Source organism: Streptomyces sp. NPDC101165, assembly GCF_044768135.1.
GTDB lineage: Bacteria > Actinomycetota > Actinomycetes > Streptomycetales > Streptomycetaceae > Streptomyces.
Genome location: NZ_JBIWPG010000008.1, coordinates 304,473 through 321,951, shown reverse-complemented (window position 1 = coordinate 321,951; position 17,479 = coordinate 304,473). Strand labels below are relative to the sequence as shown.

16 protein-coding genes and 1 pseudogene are annotated in these 17,479 nt (G+C 72.0%); 9 read left to right on the top strand and 8 right to left on the bottom strand.

The annotated features are described in order from the left end of the window. Positions 1 to 240: 240 nt before the first annotated feature. The gene (locus ACIRVH_RS19570) at positions 241 to 753 is read left to right on the top strand and encodes a hypothetical protein (protein ID WP_403954705.1); all 513 of its coding nucleotides are present in this window, start codon (positions 241 to 243) and stop codon (positions 751 to 753) included. Positions 754 to 826: 73 nt separating this feature from the next. On the opposite strand, the gene ACIRVH_RS19565 is transcribed toward ACIRVH_RS19570, so the two are convergent. The 3 genes from ACIRVH_RS19565 to ACIRVH_RS19555 all read right to left on the bottom strand — a co-directional run bounded on the left by ACIRVH_RS19565 (position 827) and on the right by ACIRVH_RS19555 (position 6,022). Further along, positions 827 to 3,964 carry an efflux RND transporter permease subunit gene (locus tag ACIRVH_RS19565; protein ID WP_403954702.1) on the bottom strand — a complete coding sequence of 1,046 codons (3,138 nt, stop codon included), beginning with the start codon at positions 3,962 to 3,964 and terminating at the stop codon, positions 827 to 829. A gap of 160 nt (positions 3,965 to 4,124) precedes the next feature. Beyond that, positions 4,125 to 4,805, bottom strand: a complete 681-nt coding sequence (locus ACIRVH_RS19560; protein ID WP_403954699.1) for a response regulator — start codon at positions 4,803 to 4,805, stop codon at positions 4,125 to 4,127. Further along, positions 4,802 to 6,022 (bottom strand): sensor histidine kinase, encoded by a 1,221-nt coding sequence (locus ACIRVH_RS19555; RefSeq protein WP_403954697.1) that lies wholly within the window; start codon positions 6,020 to 6,022, stop codon positions 4,802 to 4,804. The genes ACIRVH_RS19560 and ACIRVH_RS19555 overlap by 4 nt, the downstream gene beginning before the upstream one ends. A gap of 90 nt (positions 6,023 to 6,112) precedes the next feature. Between ACIRVH_RS19555 and ACIRVH_RS19550 the strand changes: the two are divergent. Beyond that, a pseudogene (locus ACIRVH_RS19550) lies at positions 6,113 to 6,319 on the top strand (hypothetical protein); the annotation flags it as partial. Between the two features lie 15 nt (positions 6,320 to 6,334). Here ACIRVH_RS19550 and ACIRVH_RS19545 read toward each other — a convergent pair. Together ACIRVH_RS19545 and ACIRVH_RS19540 are read right to left on the bottom strand one after the other, a co-directional pair. Next, a complete protein-coding gene (locus ACIRVH_RS19545) occupies positions 6,335 to 6,613 on the bottom strand; it encodes a hypothetical protein (protein WP_403954694.1) in 279 nt (92 codons plus the stop codon). Positions 6,614 to 6,647: 34 nt separating this feature from the next. After that, a complete protein-coding gene (locus ACIRVH_RS19540) occupies positions 6,648 to 7,439 on the bottom strand; it encodes a PspA/IM30 family protein (protein ID WP_386574365.1) in 792 nt (263 codons plus the stop codon). Positions 7,440 to 7,718: 279 nt separating this feature from the next. On the opposite strand from ACIRVH_RS19540, the gene ACIRVH_RS19535 reads away from it, so the two are divergent. The 3 genes from ACIRVH_RS19535 (at position 7,719) to ACIRVH_RS19525 (ending at position 10,284) form a co-directional block, all read left to right on the top strand. Then, complete coding sequence (locus ACIRVH_RS19535; protein WP_403954691.1) at positions 7,719 to 8,345, top strand: DUF3043 domain-containing protein; 627 nt, start codon at positions 7,719 to 7,721, stop codon at positions 8,343 to 8,345. Between the two features lie 83 nt (positions 8,346 to 8,428). Next, on the top strand, positions 8,429 to 9,130 hold the full coding sequence (locus tag ACIRVH_RS19530; protein ID WP_403954689.1) for a class I SAM-dependent methyltransferase: 702 nt from the start codon (positions 8,429 to 8,431) through the stop codon (positions 9,128 to 9,130). Positions 9,131 to 9,213: 83 nt separating this feature from the next. Further along, positions 9,214 to 10,284: a S1C family serine protease gene (locus tag ACIRVH_RS19525; RefSeq protein ID WP_403954686.1), complete on the top strand. Its 1,071-nt coding sequence runs from the start codon at positions 9,214 to 9,216 to the stop codon at positions 10,282 to 10,284. Positions 10,285 to 10,332: 48 nt separating this feature from the next. On the opposite strand, the gene ACIRVH_RS19520 is transcribed toward ACIRVH_RS19525, so the two are convergent. Then, positions 10,333 to 10,545 carry a hypothetical protein gene (locus ACIRVH_RS19520; protein ID WP_403954684.1) on the bottom strand — a complete coding sequence of 71 codons (213 nt, stop codon included), beginning with the start codon at positions 10,543 to 10,545 and terminating at the stop codon, positions 10,333 to 10,335. A 220-nt stretch (positions 10,546 to 10,765) separates the two neighbouring features. On the opposite strand from ACIRVH_RS19520, the gene ACIRVH_RS19515 reads away from it, so the two are divergent. Continuing rightward, positions 10,766 to 11,968, top strand: a complete 1,203-nt coding sequence (locus ACIRVH_RS19515; protein ID WP_403954681.1) for a bifunctional adenosylcobinamide kinase/adenosylcobinamide-phosphate guanylyltransferase — start codon at positions 10,766 to 10,768, stop codon at positions 11,966 to 11,968. 3 nt (positions 11,969 to 11,971) lie between these two features. Here ACIRVH_RS19515 and ACIRVH_RS19510 read toward each other — a convergent pair whose 3' ends face one another. Beyond that, positions 11,972 to 12,964, bottom strand: a complete 993-nt coding sequence (locus tag ACIRVH_RS19510; protein WP_403954678.1) for a class I SAM-dependent methyltransferase — start codon at positions 12,962 to 12,964, stop codon at positions 11,972 to 11,974. A gap of 133 nt (positions 12,965 to 13,097) precedes the next feature. Here ACIRVH_RS19510 and cobT point away from each other — a divergent pair, with 133 nt between their 5' ends. From cobT to ACIRVH_RS19495, 3 genes are read left to right on the top strand one after another with little or no spacing between them, the layout of a single operon-like run. Next, positions 13,098 to 14,165, top strand: coding sequence for a nicotinate-nucleotide--dimethylbenzimidazole phosphoribosyltransferase (cobT, locus tag ACIRVH_RS19505; RefSeq protein WP_403954675.1), 1,068 nt, complete (start codon positions 13,098 to 13,100; stop codon positions 14,163 to 14,165). A 54-nt stretch (positions 14,166 to 14,219) separates the two neighbouring features. Then, positions 14,220 to 15,998, top strand: coding sequence for a phosphatidylglycerol lysyltransferase domain-containing protein (locus ACIRVH_RS19500; protein WP_403954672.1), 1,779 nt, complete (start codon positions 14,220 to 14,222; stop codon positions 15,996 to 15,998). A 10-nt stretch (positions 15,999 to 16,008) separates the two neighbouring features. Next, the gene (locus tag ACIRVH_RS19495) at positions 16,009 to 16,737 is read left to right on the top strand and encodes a hypothetical protein (protein WP_403954669.1); all 729 of its coding nucleotides are present in this window, start codon (positions 16,009 to 16,011) and stop codon (positions 16,735 to 16,737) included. Here ACIRVH_RS19495 and ACIRVH_RS19490 read toward each other — a convergent pair. Further along, the gene (locus ACIRVH_RS19490; protein WP_403954667.1) at positions 16,677 to 17,441 is read right to left on the bottom strand and encodes a hypothetical protein; all 765 of its coding nucleotides are present in this window, start codon (positions 17,439 to 17,441) and stop codon (positions 16,677 to 16,679) included. The genes ACIRVH_RS19495 and ACIRVH_RS19490 overlap by 61 nt on opposite strands. Positions 17,442 to 17,479: the final 38 nt, after the last annotated feature.

The following is a 17,479-nucleotide window of genomic DNA, read 5'->3' as shown; positions in this document are numbered from 1 at the left end:
TCCACCTGCAGCGATAGAAGAGCGCACGGGACGGCGCGGCGGTTCTACATAAATCACAGACGCAAAGTCAAGTGCAGCCGCATATCTGGACATTGCCGTCGGACGGGTCGCGAAAAGTCCGAAACTTCCACACTGTGGCCAGCGGATGCCGAGATCGGGTATAAGAGCTCCGTCATAACCCTGAGCTCGGATTCAGGCCACCCCGAGCCGAGCCGTCCGGTATTCGAGGTGACTTTTTCTGTGGGTGTCGAAAACCTGAAGCCGACGGCGAATTCCGAAGCCGAAGGAGACGAGAACGCGGAGGACGGCGAGCCGACCGCCGCTCGCCGTCCCGACCGTTCCGGTCTGCTCATCGCCGGCGCCGTGCTGGCGGCCTGCGGCGGGCTCGTGCTGTACGGCGTGCTCGACACCGAGGACAAGCCGGAGAAGCCCCACGTTGCGAGCGCCGCCGTGACGTACGAGGTGGCCGGCAAGGGCACGGCCGACATCACCTACCAGGCCCGCAGCGAGACCGGGCAGGCCGTCACGGTCGATGCGGCGCGACTCCCCTGGCGCGCGACCGTCGACGTGCCCCTCGGCCAGGACCCCGTCATCAGCATCGTCCTGGGCGAGAAGGGTGGGCAGGCCCGCTGCACCCTGGCCGTGCGCGGCCGGTACGTCCAGAGCGCCACCGCCTCGGGCAGGTTCGGCCGCGCCACCTGCGCCGGCGCACTGCCCGTGGCGGCCAGGTCCCCCGACGGCTCCGGCAGCTGAGGCGATCGGTCACCCGGCAACGCGAAAGGGGCGCCCCCGGCTCGCGGGGCGCCCCTTCTCGTGCGTGTGGCTGTCAGACCTGCGCGGGGTGCGGTTCGCCGGACTCGGTATCGGCGTCCGTCCTGGCGGCAGGCAGGCCGGACTTCTTCGCCCGCTTCGCCGCCCGCTTCTTCGCGCGGCGCTCCTTGCGGAGCTCCAGCATCGCGTAGAGCGTCGGGACGAGGAGCAGGGTGAGCAGCGTGGACGAGATCAGGCCGCCGATCACGACCACCGCCAGTGGCTGGGCGATGAAGCCGCCCTCGCCGGTGACTCCCAGAGCCATCGGGAGCAGGGCGAAGATCGTCGCCAGAGCCGTCATGAGGATCGGGCGGAGCCGGTGCCGGCCGCCCTCGATGACGGCCTCGACGACGCCGTGGCCCTGGCTGCGGTACTGGTTGATCAGGTCGATCAGCACGATCGCGTTGGTCACCACGATGCCGATCAGCATCAGCATGCCGATCATCGCCGGAACGCCCATCGGGGTGCCGGTGGCCACGAGGAGGCCGATGGCGCCCGTCGCCGCGAACGGGATCGAGACCAGCAGGATCAGCGGCTGCACCAGCGAGCGGAACGTCGCCACCAGCAGCATGAAGACGATCGCGATGGCTGCCAGCATGGCCAGGCCCAGGTTCTTGAACGCGTCGTCCTGGTCGGAGGACACACCACCGATCTCCGCCTTGGCGCCCGCCGGGAGCTTCAGGGCCTTGATCCTCGACTGGAGCTGGGTGCTGACCGCGCCCGTGTTGTCCCCGGTCGGCCGGGCCGTGATGGTGGCGGCACGCCGGCCGTCGATACGGGTCATGGACACGGGCCCGTCGACCAGCTTGACCGTGGCGATGTCACCGAGCTTCACCGGGCCGAGGCGCAGCGCCTTCAGCTGGGCCAGGGTGGTGGCGGGCTTGGCCGACTTCACGACGACGTCGCGCTCGGTGTCGTCGAGGATCGCCTTCGCCGCCGTCGTACCGCGCACGGCCTGCGCGACCGCGGCGCCCAGCTTCTGGTCGTCGAACCCGGCCGCGGCCGCCTTGGAGTTGGCCTTGACCGAGATCCTCGGCACGCTCTGGGAGAGGTCGCTGGCGACGTCGGTGACGTGGTCGAGGCCGGCCACGGTGGAGCGCACCCGGTCGGAGGCCTCGCTGAGCGCCTGCGCGTCGGACGCCTTCACGACGACCTTGAGGTCCTGGTTGCCGAAGCCGTCACCGGCGGACACGGTGGTCGTGCCGACGCCGTCGAGCTTCTTCAGCCCGTCCTCGATGCGCTTCTGCACGTCGCCGTAGGACGCCGAGTCCTTCAGCATGACCTGGTACGACGCCTGGTTGGTGTCGGTGCCGCCGCCGAAGGCCGCCATGAAGCCGGAGGAACCGACGGTGACCTGGTAGTCCTTGACGCCGTCGGTGGAGGCGAGCACCTTCTCGACCTTCCTGGCCTGCGCGTCCGTGGCCGCGAGGCCGGTGCCGGGCTTCAGCTCCTGCTTGACGGTGAGGACTTCCTGGTCGCCCTGGTCGAAGAAGTTGGTCTTCAGCAGTCCGGACATGCCGAACGTGAGGACCAGGACGACCACCGCGATCAGCACGCTGGTGAGGCGGCGGCGGGTGGCGAAGCGCAGGACGGGGACGTAGAGGCGCTGGAGGCGGCTCTTCGCCTCCTTCTCCTCGGCCCGGCGGCGGGCCTCCTCGGCGTCGTCGGGGGTGCCCTTGGGGGCGCGCAGGAACCAGTACGACAGGACGGGTACGACCGTCAGCGAGACGAGGAGGGAGGCCAGCAGGGCCGCCGTCACCGTGATGCTGAACGAGCCGAACAGGGCGCCCACCATGCCACCGACCAGGCCGATCGGCAGGAAGACGGCGACCGTGGTGAGGGTGGAGGAGGTGACCGCGCCGGCCACCTCGCGCACCGCGCCCAGGATCGCTTCCTTGCGCTCCTCGCCGTAGCCGAGATGCCGCTTGATGTTCTCCAGAACCACGATCGAGTCGTCGACGACCCGGCCGATGGCGATGGTCAGCGCGCCCAGGGTGAGCATGTTGAGCGACAGGTCGCGGGTCCACAGCACGATCAGGGCGAGGACGACCGACAGCGGGATGGACACCGCCGTGACCAGCGTGGAGCGGATCGACGCCAGGAAGACCAGGATGACCAGGACCGCGAAGAGCAGGCCGAGCGCGCCCTCCGTGGTCAGGCCCTTGATGGACTTGGACACGGCCGGGCCCTGGTCGCTGACGACGGTGAGCTTGGCGCCGGAACCGAGATCCTTGCGCAGGTCGGGCAGCTTGTCCTCGACCGCGTTCGAGATGGAGACCGCGCTGCCGTCGTGGTCCATGGTCACGTTGACGGCGAGGCTGGGCCGGCCGTCGGTGCGGGTGAGGGAGTCGGCCGGGGCCGGCTGCTGCTGCACGGTGGCCACGGCACCGAGGCGCACGGGCTTCCGGACGCCCTCGCCGGTGACCATCAGGTCCTTGATCTGCTGCAGCGAGGTGAAGCCGCCGCCGACCTGGACGGTGCGGTTGGCGCCGTTCTCGTCGAAGGAGCCGGCCGGGACGGTCGCGCCGCCCGCCTGCAGGGCCTGGCCGAGCGCGGCGGAGGTGAGGCCCGCCCGCGCCAGCTCGGCCTCGTTCGGGGTGACGGCGACCTGGAGGTCACGGACGCCGGTGACCTGGACGCGGCCAACGCCGTCGATGTCCTTCAGGGCCGGTACGACCGTCTTGTCGAGCTGGTCGGCGAGGGCCTGCTGGTCCTTGCCGGAGGTGACGGCGAGCACCACGGTCGGCATGTCGTCCGTGGAGCCGGCGACGACCTGCGGGTCGACGTCGTCCGGCAGCTGGGCGCGGGCCCGGTTGACGGCCTGCTGGACGTCGGAGACGAGCCGCTTGGTGTCGTTGCCGTAGTCGAAGGACGCCATGATCACGGCGTTGCCCTCGCTGGCGGTGGAGGTGACACCGGTGATGCCGTCGACGCCCTGGAGGTTGTCCTCGATGGGCTCGACGACCTGCTTCTCGACGACGTCCGGTGCGGCGCCCTGGTACGGCGCGATGACCGACACCATGGGAAGTTCGATGGTGGGCAGCAGTTGCTGCTTGATCTGGGGTATCGCGATCAGCCCGAAGACGAGCGCGATGAGCGACATCAGGCCGATCAGGGCCCGTTGCGCGAGGCTGAATCTCGACAGCCAGGACATGGGTCAGGGTCTCTCTTCTGTGAGCGGCAGAAGCTGCTGCGGGGCGTACATGTGAGCGCCCACCCCAACACCCTGAGCCATGCCCGAGGGCGAATCCGTAGGCCCCAGGTCCCGTTCCTTATCCGGTGCCTACTCCGCGCGCAGTACGCGCGGGTGGAGATCAGTCCATCCTCGGACGTACCAGTCCCGACTCGTACGCGATGACGACGAGCTGGGCCCTGTCCCGGGCGCCCAGCTTGGCCATGGCCCGGTTGACGTGCGTCTTCACCGTCAGCGGGCTCACTTCGAGGCGTTCGGCGATCTCGTCGTTGGAGTGGCCGCCTGCGACCTGGACGAGCACCTCCCGCTCCCGGCCGGTGAGCGCGTCGAGGCGCTCCGAGCGGGCGGGGTCGCGGCCCTCGTCGCCGTCGCCCTGGGCGAGGAAGCGGGCGATCAGGCCCTTGGTGGCGGCCGGGGACAGCAGCGCCTCGCCGCCCGCGGCGACCCGGATGGCGTTCAGCAGCTCCTCGGGCTCGCTGCCCTTGCCGAGGAAGCCGGAGGCCCCGGCACGCAGGGACTGCACCACGTAGTCGTCGACCTCGAAGGTGGTCAGGATGACCACGCGGACGTGGGTGAGGGACGGGTCGGCGCTGATCATGCGGGTGGCGGCGAGGCCGTCGGTGCCGGGCATCCGGATGTCCATGAGGACGACGTCGGCGCCGTGCTCCTTGGCCAGCCGGACCGCCTCGGCGCCGTCGGCGGCCTCCCCGACGACCTCCATGTCGGGCTCGGAGTCGACCAGCACCCGGAACGCGCTGCGCAGCAGTGCCTGGTCGTCGGCGAGCAGGACACGGATCGTCATGCGGGCCCTCCCGGTGCCGTCGTACGGGTCTTGACCGGCAGGATCGCATGGACGCGGAAACCGCCGCCGTAGCGGGGTCCGGTGGTGAGGGTGCCGCGCAGGGCGGTGACCCGCTCGCCCATGCCGAGCAGACCGTGCCCGCCGCCGGCCCCGGGTTCGGCGGTCGCGCCCGAGCCGTCGTCCAGGACGGTGACCTCGATGTTGGGCCCGACGCGTACGACGCTGACCTCGGCCCTGGCGTCGGTGCCCGCGTGCTTCTGCACGTTGGTCAGGGCCTCCTGGACGATCCGGTAGGCGGCCAGGTCGACGGCGGCCGGGAGCTCGGTGCCGTGGTCGGTGCGGGCCACCTCGACGGGGAGTCCGGCGCTGCGGAAGGTGCCGGCGAGGTCCTCCAGACGGCTGAGGCCGGGTGCGGGCTCGGTGGGCGCCTCGGGGTCGCCGGACTGGCGGAGCAGGCCGACGGTGGCGCGCAGTTCGCCCAGCGCGGAGCGGCTGGCCTCGCGGACGTGGGCGAGGGCCTCCTTGGCCTGGTCGGGCCGTCTGTCCATGACGTGGGCGGCGACTCCGGCCTGCACGTTGACCAGCGCGATGTGGTGGGCGACGACGTCGTGCAGATCGCGGGCGATGCGCAGCCGCTCCTCGGCGACCCGGCGGCGGGCCTCCTCCTCGCGGGTGCGCTCGGCCCGCTCGGCGCGCTCCCGCATGGCCTGGACGACCGCGCGGCGGCTGCGCACCGCGTCCCCGGCGGTGGCGCCGATGCCGGTCCAGGCGAGCACGCCCAGGTTCTCCTGCGCGTACCAGGGCAGCGGGCCGCCGAGCATGGCGGCGGCGGTCAGGACGGTCATGGTGAGCAGGCCGACGCGCCAGGTGGTGGTGCGGTCGGTGGTCGAGGCGACGGTGTAGAGGGCGACCACGGCGGACATGGCGACCGGTGCGCGCGGGTCGCCGGTGACGCACTCGATCAGGGAGAAGGTGCCGGTGACGGCGAGGACCGTCTTGGGCGCGCGGCGGCGGAAGACGAGCGCGGCGGCGCTGAGGGTCATCAGGAGCAGGCTGAGCGGGTCCGGGCTGCGCACGCCCCAGGTGACGGCGTTCTCCCCGCGGGGGTCCACGAAGGAGCCGGCGACCATGCACATCAGCACGCCCGCCGCGATCGCCCCGTCCAGGGCGAGGGGGTGCGCCTTCAGGCTGCACCGGGCGCGTTCGAGAGTGCTCACCCGGTGAGCGTACGGGGCCGGGCGGGGCGTCGGAACAGAGCGAGGCGCAGCTCACCCGCCGTCAGCTGTCGAGCGCTGTTCGCGCGACAGCAGCCGGTGAAGGTGCTGGACCTGCCGACCTCGGACGCCGGGGCCTGGGAGTCCGTCGTGTCCGTGCCCGACCTGGACGCCGCCGGCGCCCGGGTGCAGCTGATCACCGACGACGGCGCCGCCGACCTCTACGGCGACGCCATCCAGGCGAAGGACCTCAGCCACCCGGAGTGGCAGAGGTCCCGCACCACCTGGTTCACCCTGAGCCGGCCCGGGCCGGGCTCAGCCCGGGATCAGTCCGTCGTCGCTCAGCAGCTCCCGGACCTCCGCGAGCGTCGAGTCCGAGGACGGAAGGATCAGCTCCGAGGGTTCCAGGGAATCGTCCGGCAGCGGGGTGCCGAGCCGGCGGACGGCGTCGAGGAGAGCGGTGAGCGTGCGGCGGAAGCCCGCGTCGTCGCCGCTCTCCATCTCGGCCAGCAGGTCGTCGTCCAGCTTGTTCAGCTCGGTGAAGTGGACGTCGTCCAGCTTCACCTGGCCCTCCCCCATGATCCGTACGATCACGTCGGCCTCCTCGGCTCGGGGTCCCGGCGCCCGACTACTGCTTGTCGAAGCGCGGGGTGTCCTGCGGCTGCTGCTGGGACTGCCCCTGGCCGGTGCCGCCCTCGATCGCCTGCTGCGGCGAGCCTCCGGCCAGCTCCGCCTTCATGCGCTGCAGTTCCAGCTCTACATCCGTACCACCGGAGATCCGGTCCAGCTCGGCCTGGAGGTCGTCCTTGGCCATGCCGGTGGGGTCGTCCAGGGCGCCGGAGGCGAGCAGCTCGTCGATGGCGCCGGCCCGGGCCTGGAGCTGGGCGGTCTTGTCCTCGGCGCGCTGGATGGCCAGGCCGACGTCGCCCATCTCCTCGGAGATGCCGGTGAAGGCCTCGCCGATGCGGGTCTGTGCCTGGGCGGCGGTGTAGGTGGCCTTGATGGTCTCCTTCTTCGTGCGGAAGGCGTCCACCTTGGCCTGCAGGCGCTGGGCCGCCAGGGTGAGCTTCTCCTCCTCGCCCTGGAGGGTCGCGTGCTGCGTCTCGAGGTCCGTGACCTGCTGCTGGAGGGCGGCGCGGCGGGACAGCGCCTCCCGGGCCAGGTCCTCACGGCCGAGCGCGAGCGCCTTGCGGCCCTGGTCCTCCAGCTTGGAGGACTGCTGCTGCAACTGGTTGAGCTGGAGTTCCAGGCGCTTGCGGGAGGTCGCCACGTCGGCTACACCGCGGCGCACCTTCTGCAGCAGCTCCAGCTGCTTCTGATACGAGTAATCGAGGGTCTCGCGCGGGTCCTCGGCCCGGTCAAGGGCCTTGTTCGCCTTCGCGCGGAAGATCATCCCCATACGCTTCATGACACCGCTCATGGGCTTCGCGCGCCCCCTTCTGACGGACTCCAGCTCACAGATCCTGCGACAGAACCCACAGTACGGGCCCTGACTCCATTACCGCACTGTTCGGGGAGTGATGCGCTCATCCCCAAGAACGACTGCGGACGGTACCGCTCCGGCGTGAGGAGTAGGTGGACCTCCGGGTGGGCTCCTCTGGACCCTTCGGTGACGGCCGGATGAAGCGTCTGCAACGTCCCCTCTGTCCCCCTACAGACGCCCGGTGTTGCCGGATCGTTCCCCGGTGGGCTGGGGTCCATGCCCGGGGAGCCCGTACCCTTGGGTTTTGTGTTCCGTAGCCGTGCCAAGGAAGAGAAGGCCCTCGCCGACAAGGCGCAGGTGACCGACTCCAAGCAGCCCCGTGACCCGCAGGCCCCGAAGGGCAGGCCCACGCCCAAGCGCAGTGAGGCCCAGTCCCAGCGCCGCAGCGTCGCCAGTACGCCGATGACGCGCAAGGACGCCTCCAAGCGTCAGCGCGACGAGCGCCGGCAGGCGCTCGAGCGGCAGCGCCAGGCGCTGGCCGGCGGCGACGAGCGTTATCTGCCCGCCCGGGACAAGGGCCCGGTGCGCAGGTTCGCGCGCGACTGGGTCGACTCGCGGTTCAACGTGGCGGAGTTCTTCCTGCCGCTGGCCGTGGTCATCCTGGTGCTCAGCGTGGTGCGGGTGCCGGCGATCCAGAACATCGCGCTGCTGCTGTGGCTGATCGTGATCGTGCTGATCGTGCTCGACGCGGCCGTCAGCGGCTTCCGGCTGAAGACGCGGCTGGCCGAGCGCTTCCCCGACCAGAACCGCCGGGGCGCCGTCGCCTACGCCCTGATGCGCTCCCTCCAGATGCGCCGGCTCCGGCTGCCGAAGCCGCAGGTCAAGCGCGGAGAGCGGCCCTGAGCGCAGAGGCTTTCACCGGGGGCGCGGCAGACGCCTGGCTGAACAGGCTGGGCGGGCTGCGTGATGTCGTACGACAGGAGCTGGTGGCCCGGCAGCTCGACGAGCAGATAGCCGGGCGGTTCCCGGTCGGGCAGCGGCTGCGGGTGCTCGACGTGGGAATGGGCCAGGGCACGCAGGCGCTGCGACTGGCCCGGCTCGGCCACCAGGTGACCGGTGTCGAGCAGGACGCGACGATGATCGCGGCCGCGCGCGAGGCGCTCGCCGGTGAGCCGGACGGCATCCGCGAGCGGGTCCGGCTGGTGCAGGGGGACGGTCGGGACACCGGCGTGCACTTCCTGCCCGGCAGCTTCGACGTGGTGCTGTGCCACGGGGTCCTGATGTACGTCGAGGAGCCCGACCCGCTGGTGGCGGGTCTGGCCCGGATGCTCGCGCCGGGCGGACTGCTGTCCCTGCTGGTGCGCAACGGCGACGCGCTCGCCGTGCGGCCGGGTCTGTCCGGGGACTGGGCCGGCGCGCTGGCCGCCTTCGACACCACCACCTACCGCAACCGCCTCGGCCTCGAGGTGCGGGCGGACCGCCTCTCGGCGCTCACCGCGACGCTCGCCGGCATCGGCGCCCCGCTGCACGCCTGGTACGGCGTACGGGTCTTCACCGACACGGCGGCGGACGACGCGCGGATCCCGGACGACCTGGAGACGCTGCTGGCCGCCGAGGAGCGGGCCGGGCGGACGGATCCGTACCGGGGGGTCGCGGCGCTGCTGCATCTGTGCGGGGTACGGGGCTGAGTCGGGCTGCGCGGAGTACGGACTGAGTCCGTTCGGACGTACACGGCAAGCTGGGACATTCACCCCGACGGGACACTCGGGGCATGGACGCTTCCCGTACCCGTGCCCTGCGGAGGGGCACCGTCGTCCCCCTGCTCGTCGCGGCCGCACTCGTGGCCGCCGGCTGTACGACCCCGGACTCGTCGGCGAAGCAGGACGGCACGACCGCCCCGGCGTCCCTGCCCATGTCCGTGAACGACCTGCAGAACCAGTACCTGAAGGTCATCAAGCAGGTGCTGCCGTCGGTCGTGCAGATCCAGGCGAGCCAGGACCTGGGCTCCGGGGTGGTGTACGACGACCAGGGGCACATCGTCACCAACGCGCACGTGGTCGGCACCGAGAAGACCTTCAAGGTGACCACGGCCAACAGCAGGGAGCCGCTCACCGCGAGCCTGGTGTACTCCTACCCGGACCAGGACCTCGCGGTGATCAAGCTCGACAAGATGCCGGCCGGGCTGAGGGCGGCGGCGTTCGGGAACTCCGACAAGGTGCAGGTCGGTCACATCGTGCTGGCCATGGGCTCGCCGCTCGGACTGTCGTCCAGCGTGACCCAGGGCATCGTCTCGGCGACCGGACGGACCGTCAGCGAGGGCAGTACGGGCGGGGGTACGGGCGCGACCATCGCGAACATGGTGCAGACGTCGGCCGACATCAACCCCGGCAACAGCGGGGGCGCCCTGGTCAACCTCGACGGGCAGATCATCGGCATCCCGACGCTGGCCGCCACCGACCCGAACCTCGGTGGCGGCGCGGCGCCCGGCATCGGGTTCGCCATCCCGGCGTCGATGGTGCGGACGGTCGCCGACCAGATCATCAGGAGCGGCAAGGTCGTCGACTCGGGGCGGGCCGCGCTCGGCATCTCCGCGCGGACGGTCCTGGACGACAGCTACCAGCCGGCCGGGGCCGCGGTGGCCGCCGTCAGGAGCGGCGGCGCGGCCGACCGGGCGGGGCTGCGGCCCGGCGATGTGATCACCAAGCTGGGCGACGCCCCGGTCACCACCACCACGGAGCTGTCCGAGGCACTGGCGGCTCTGCGGCCGGGGCAGAGGACGACGGTGACCTACCAGCGTGACGGCGCCGAGAAGACGGTGGAGGTGACGCTGGGCGAGGTGTGAGGAGGGTGGCCGCTCGCGAGGGCGCCCCCTCCTCACCCCCCGATCGGGTTACGACGCGTCGGCGTGCAGGCTCATCGGGCCGTAGATCTCGGTGGTCTCCTCGAACAGCCGCACCTGGTCCGCGCCGCCTTCCTTCAGCGCCTTCCAGTGCTCGCCGATCCAGGACTCGGCGTCCCCCTGCGTGGTGAACTCCTCCGGCTGCACCGTGGGCTGGACCTCCGTCCCGTCGGCCTTCTCGAACCGCCACGTCCATGCCGTCATGTGGGCCTCCCTTTGATCCAACTCCTGCCCCGGAAGCGTATGCGCTCCGCCGGGTCGGCCGTTAGATCACCTCCGGTAGTACAGAAGAGTGCAGGCCGGTGGGGGCTGGTCGCGCCCACGCGGCGGAGCCGCACATCCGCACAGCCCCGCGCCCCTGCCCTGGTGCCCCTTCGGGGCCACCAGGGCGCGACACCTGCTGGGACGGGTGAAAATCGATCTCGTGGAAGTAACTCTGCTCGGTACCGGTGCCCCCGCGGGACTGCCCCGCCCCGACTGTCCCTGTGCCGTCTGTGCGACGGCGCTCGGACCGGACGCGCGGGCGGCCACCGCGCTGCTCGTGGACGGGACGCTGCTCCTCGACCTGACGCCCGGAGCGGCGTTCGCGGCCGCGCGGTCCGGGCATTCGCTGGGCGGGGTACGGCAGGTGCTGCTGTCGCATCCGCACGACGGTCCGGTGGTGGAGGTGCCGGCCGGGCTGCCGCAGCCGGGGCGGGTCCCGGACGGGCGGGAGTTGGCGCTGCTGACGGGGCATCGGGTGCGGGCCGTGGCGATGGACGCGGGCGGCACCGGGTATGCGGTGACCGGGCCGGACGGGCAGCGGCTGCTGTACCTGCCGCCGGGCGGGGCGCCGGCCGGTCTTGAGGGGGCGCCGGCGGAGACGTACCAGATGGTCCTCGCCGATGCCGTGGGACGCCCGGACGCGCTGGCCCGGCTGCGGGCGGTCGGTTCGGTGGGGCCGACCACGGACGTCGTCGCCGTCCATCTCGACCACGACGTGCCGCAGGGCGCGGAGTTGCGGCGGCGGCTCGCGGCGGCCGGCGCGCGGGCGGTGCCGGACGGTACGACGCTGACGGTCGGGGTGTACGAGGACGTGCCGGACGTGCCGCGCCGCACGCTGGTGCTGGGCGGGGCGCGCTCGGGCAAGTCCGTGGAGGCCGAGCGGCGGCTGGAGTCCTTCCCGGAGGTGCTGTACGTGGCGACGGGCGGGACGCGGGGCGGGGACACCGAGTGGGCCGAGCGGGTGGCCGTGCACCGGGAGCGCCGGCCGGGGTCGTGGCGTACGACGGAGACGACCGATCTGGTGCCGCTGCTGGGTGTGGACGGGCCGCCGGTGCTGATCGACTGTCTGTCGCTGTGGCTGACGGACGTCATGGACGCCGTGGGGGCGTGGGACGACGCGGAGTGGGCCGGGGGCGGGGAGAAGACGCTGCGCGAGCGGGTGCGGGAGCTGACGGAGGCGGTGCGGGCCACTCGGCGGACCGTGGTGGCGGTGTCCAACGAGGTCGGGTCGGGGATCGTGCCGGCCACCGCTTCCGGGCGGCGGTACCGGGATGAACTCGGGCGACTGAACTCGGCGTTCGCGACGGAGTGCGAGCAGGTGCTGCTGGTGGTGGCGGGGCAGGCCGTGGTGCTGCGGGGCTGAGCGTCAGGTGACGGCCGTGGCTTCCTTGCGGGCCACCAGGCGGTACGCGTTGGAGAGGCCGAGGTGGGGAGCCAGGGGGGCCAGGACGTGGTCCAGGATCGCGGTCACGTCCAGCACCGGGGCGGCCATGGCTCTCAGGACGGGGTGGAGGGGGGCCAGGGTCAGGGAGAGGGCCGCCGAGAGGTCGTAGGGGACGTGGGCTGCCCTGCGGTCGGTGACGAGGATCGTGCAGCCCTGGGACTCCAGTTCGGCTCGGAGGTTGGGCAGGGTCGGCAGGTGGAGATGGCGGGGCTGGCCGTGCGGGAGCCACCATCTGCCGAGGAGGCCGGCGAACGCGCTGCCCGGGTCGGGGACTTCGACGACGAGGTGGCCGCCGGGACGCAACACGGTGAGCGCGGCGCGCAGTTCGGCGCGTGGGTCCGGGGCGTGTCCCAGGTGGTGGAACATGCTGACCACGTCGTAGCGGGAGCGCAGGCGGGCCGCCAGCCCCGGGGTGGTGAGACAGCCGCGGTGGGCCTCCTCCACCCGGCCCTCCATCAGGGCCTGTTCCACGCGGGCCGTCGGGTCCACGCCGTCGAAGCTGGTATATGGGAAGAACTCCTTCGCCGCCTCCGGGAAGCGGGCGTGCCCGGTGCCCACGTCCAGCCAGCTCTCCGGTTCGCGCAGCGCCGACAGCGCGAAGGCGGCGGCGCGGTGCCTGCGGCGGACCGCGCGGTCGGAGAGGACGCGCTCGGCGAACTCCTCCAGCTGCCGCTCGTAGAAGTCCCGGTGGTAGAAGGCGAACCCCTCCGCCGTGAGCCGGGGGTTCTGGAAGACGTGCGCGCAGTCGCCGCACTCGTCGAGGACGAACGTGCCCGGCCGGTGCCGCAGCGGATCGGGGGCGCGCAGCCGGGTCCGCAGCCGACGGGAGCCGCACCAGGGGCAGTCCTCGCGGCGCGGCTCCTGGAAGGGGTCGCGTGGCTCGATGACCTGGGGGGTGAGGGGCGAGGTCTGCATGGGCGGCTCCAGGGGCGACAATCCGCTGCAAACCGGAACGTATGGGATACCCCTCCCGGGTGCAAAGACGTCGTGACCATGGGGTGGCGGTGTGGCGCGGAGGTGTTCGTTCACGGGCGGTACTGTTCGGCGAATGAGCAGCCTTAATCTGGACGACTTCACCGATCTGATCGAGCGCCCGGACGGGGGCGTGCGCCGTGACGCCGAGGCCCGCCGGGAGCGCCGGATCGTGCCGCCCGGGTCGCTCGGGCGCCTGGACGAGCTGGGCGAGTGGCTGGCCGCCGCGCAGGGCGCCGTACCGGTACGTCCGGTCGAACGGCCGCGGGTGATTCTCTTCGCGGGCGACCACGGCATCGCCGAACTCGGCGTCTCCGCACGGCCCGCGGGCAGTGCCGAGGAGCTGGTGCGGGCGGTGCTGGAGGGCGCCGCCCCGGTGTCGGTGCTCGCGCGCCGGCTCGACGTGCCGGTGCGGGTCGTGGACATGGCTCTGGACTGCCCGCCGGAGGCCTTCCCGGAGGAGGTCGTGCGGCACCGGGTGCGGCGCGGCAGCGGTCGTGTCGACATCGAGGACGCGCTGACCGCGGACGAGGCCGAGGCAGCCTTCCGGGCGGGTGTGGCGGTCGCCGACGAGGAGGCCGACTCGGGCACGGATCTGGTGGTGCTCGGCGATGTGAGCGTGGGCGGGACCACGGCGGCCGCGGCGCTGGTCGCGGCGCTGTGCGGGACCGACGCGTCCGTGGTGACCGGGCGGGGCGGGCTCGCCATCGACGACCTGGCGTGGATGCGCAAGTGTGCGGCGATCCGGGACGCGCTGCGGCGGGCGCGGCCGGTGCTCGGGGACCAGCTGCAGCTGCTCGCGACCGTGGGCGGGGCCGATCTGGCCGCGATGACCGGGTTCCTGTTGCAGTGCGCGGTGCGGAAGTTGCCGGTGATCCTGGACGGCGTGGTGGCCGCCGCGTGCGCGCTGGTCGCCCAGCGGGTCGCGTTCCGGGCGCCGGACTGGTGGCTGGCCGGGCACGACAGCGGGGAGCCGGGCCAGGCGAAGGCGCTGGACCGGATGGCACTGGAGCCGCTGCTGGAGCAGGGCGTGAAGGTCGGCGAGGGCGTGGGCGCGTTGCTGTCGCTGCCGCTGGTCCAGGCCGCGGCGGCGCTGGCCGCGGAGCTTCCCGAGAAGGAGGCGGCGGTGGAGGAGAAGGAGTAGTCCACAGCCGGAAAAGAATGGTTCGTCGGGGCGACCCCCATATGATCCTCCTCCATGGGAGATGCCCGAATTGCCGTGGAGCAGCATGCCGAGCCGGAGCGGCGGTCCAGCGGGGTCTCCCGTCGGGGCGCCGCCTTCGCCGTCTGGTATCTGCGGGCCGTCGCCTTCATCAACTTCCTCAGCGCGGTCTGGGTCTCACTGGGCCAGGACGTGCGCCGGCACAACCAGGAGAACTACTTCACGCCGTACCTGCTGACGGCCGGCTTCGCCTCGGGCGTGTTCACCGCGTTCCTGGCGATCACCATGCGCCGGCGGAAACGGGCCGCGTGGATCCTGAACCTGGTGCTGAGCGGCTCGTTCCTCGCCCTGTTCGCGTTCGCCATGGCGTTCCCGGAGATCCGGCGGTACGCGCAGAACTGGGTCTCCCTGGTGCTGACGGCCGCCTTCGTCGGCGCGCTGCTGGTCGGGCGCCGGGAGTTCTACGCCAAGGGTGACCGGTCCAACCCACGGCTCGCCGCAACCGTCGCCGTCGGCGGCGGGCTCGTCGCCTCACTGCTCGCCGGGCTGCTGATCACGGTCACCAACACGGCGCCGGACGCGGCCCGTTCGACGTTCCTGGAGCGCTGGCACTACGGCACCCTGCGGCTGGTGTCGGTGGCCGCCGAGGAATCCCGCTTCCCCGGCATCGAGCCGCCCAACTGGGCCAACGTGGCGGTCAACGTGCTCAGCACACTGCTCGTCCTCGCCGTGTTCTACGCCGCCTTCCGCTCCCGGCGTGCCGTCGACCCGCTCACCGAGGACGACGAGAAGCGGCTGCGGGCGCTGCTGGAGCGGCACGGCGAACGGGACTCGCTCGGCTACTTCGCGCTGCGCCGGGAGAAGAGCGTGGTGTGGTCGCCGACCGGGAAGGCGGCCGTCGCCTACCGCGTCGTCGGCGGGGTGAGTCTGGCCTCCGCGGATCCGCTGGGCGATCCGGAGGCATGGCCCGGGGCGATCGCACCCTGGCTGGAGGAGGCGCGGGCGCACGGGTGGATCCCGGCGGTGATGGGCGCGAGCGAGGAAGCGGGGACGGTCTACGCCCGGCACGGCCTGGACGCGCTGGAACTCGGTGACGAGGCGATCGTGGAGGTCGCCGAGTTCACGCTGGAGGGACGGGCGATGCGCACCGTGCGGCAGGCGTACAACCGGGTGAAGCGGGCCGGGTACCGGGTGCGCATCCGGCGGCACGCGGACATCCCGGCCGACGAGATGGCGTATCTCCTCAAGCGCGCCGACGACTGGCGGGACGGGGCGACCGAGCGCGGGTTCAGCATGGCGCTGGGGCGGCTCGGGGACCCCGAGGACGGCCGGTGCGTGATGCTGGAGTGCGCGGACGCCGACGGGAAGCTGCGCGCGCTCCTCTCCTTCGTCCCCTGGGGGCCGCACGGGCTGTCCCTGGACCTGATGCGACGGGACCGGGACTCCGACAACGGGCTGATGGAGTTCATGGTCATCGAGCTGTTGCGCCGGGCCCACGAGATCGAGATCACGCAGGTCTCACTCAACTTCGCCATGTTCCGATCGGTCTTCGAACGTGGGGCGCGCCTCGGTGCCGGACCGGTGCTGAGGCTGTGGCGGTCGCTGCTCAGCTTCTTCTCCCGCTGGTGGCAGATCGAGTCGCTGTACCGCGCCAACGCCAAGTACCGGCCCATCTGGGAGCCGCGGTTCCTGCTCTTCGAGAAGAGCGCGGACCTGCCGCGCATCGGCCTCGCGTCGGCGCGCGCGGAGGGCTTCCTGGAGGCGCCGGGACTGCCGAAGTGGCTGCACCGCAGGCACCTGGACACGCACCGGTGAGGAACGCTTGATGAGGACGCTCGCCCGCTGGGCCCGAGCCGAGTGGGGGCTGCTGTACGTCACCGCGCGCGAGCCCCTGCTCAAGCGCCACTGGCGGGCGATCCCCATGACGCTGGGGACGGTGTGCCTGACCGCGCTGCTGCAGTTCGTGCAGAACCGGCCGTGGGGCTACCAGATCGTGCAGGACACGGGTGCCGTACGGGCGGAGGACCCGCTGGGGCTGGCGCTGCTGCGCACTCCCCTGTCGCTGTTCGTCCCGGCGCTGGACCTGCCCGTGTGGGGGGCGCTCGCGCAGATCCTGTTCGTGTTCGGCATCGCCGAGCTGTGCCTGGGCTGGTGGCGGACGCTGGCCATCGCGTACGTGGCCACGCTCGCCGGGACGCTGTTCGCGCGCTTGGGCATCACTCTCGGCGCGCATGCCCCGTTCGGTCTGCCCTGGACGGACGCGCAGGTCGTGGACACCGGCCCGTCGGCGGCCGTGGTGGGGCTCGCCGTCTATGTGAGCTGGCGTTACGGCGCCTATGCGACGGCGGGCGCGGTGACCCTGTCGATGGTGGTGGAGGTGCTGCTCAAGGAGAACCTGGCGGGCAAGGAGCACTTGGCCGCGCTGATGGGTGTGGGGACGCTGTGCCTGGTGGCGGCGGTGCGGCACCGGTACGGGCGGCTGCCGTGGCAGCGTCAGTGGCGGTCGGGCAGGCGGACCGGGCGCGGGTCGGGCTTGCCGCCGATCCAGTCCTGAAGGGCGCGGCGGGGCCCGGCCCAGCGGCGGTCGTGGCGGTAGGCGCGCAGGGTCGCCTTGGCCCGGGCACGGGGGCGGCGGCGGTAGAAACGGCGGGCCCAGGGCGAGTCGGGGCGGGCCAGGCGGACGGCACCGACCAACGCGACCAGCGGCACGATCACGCCGAAGATCGCGACCCGGGTCTTGCCCTTGCTCAGGGCGATCAGGGAGAGGAGGAAGTTCCCCGCGATGTTGGCGATGACCGTGCCCCGGTCCTGGAGTTCCTCCGCGGACAGGTCGTTGACGCCGAACGGCGCGAACCCGGCGAGCAGCAGACCGACGAGGGCGGCGGTGAGCACGACGACCTCGACGCTCTGGCGGCCCTCCTCGGTCCAGTAGACGTCGTCGAGGTGCAGGATCAGCGCGAATTCGTCCAGGACGAGCCCCACCCCCATGCCGAAGACGACGGCGGAGATGGGCGCGGCCGCACCGTGCCGGTCGCTGGCGACGGCGCCGAAGCCGCCGACGACGGTGAGGACGACCCCGGGGACCACGTGGTGGATGTGCAGCCCGCCCGCCTTGACGTTGCCGAAGGGGCCCTTGCCGGCCCGGATCAGCCGGACGATCACACGCGTGACGAGGAAGGTGACGACGAAGGCCGTCAGGGCCAGCAGCAGCGGAAGCTTCCCCGGTTCCAGGATGTTCCGCTCCCACCAGTGCCCCATGTGCGCACTTTAGCCCCGGCCGCGGTGGGGAGCCCGGC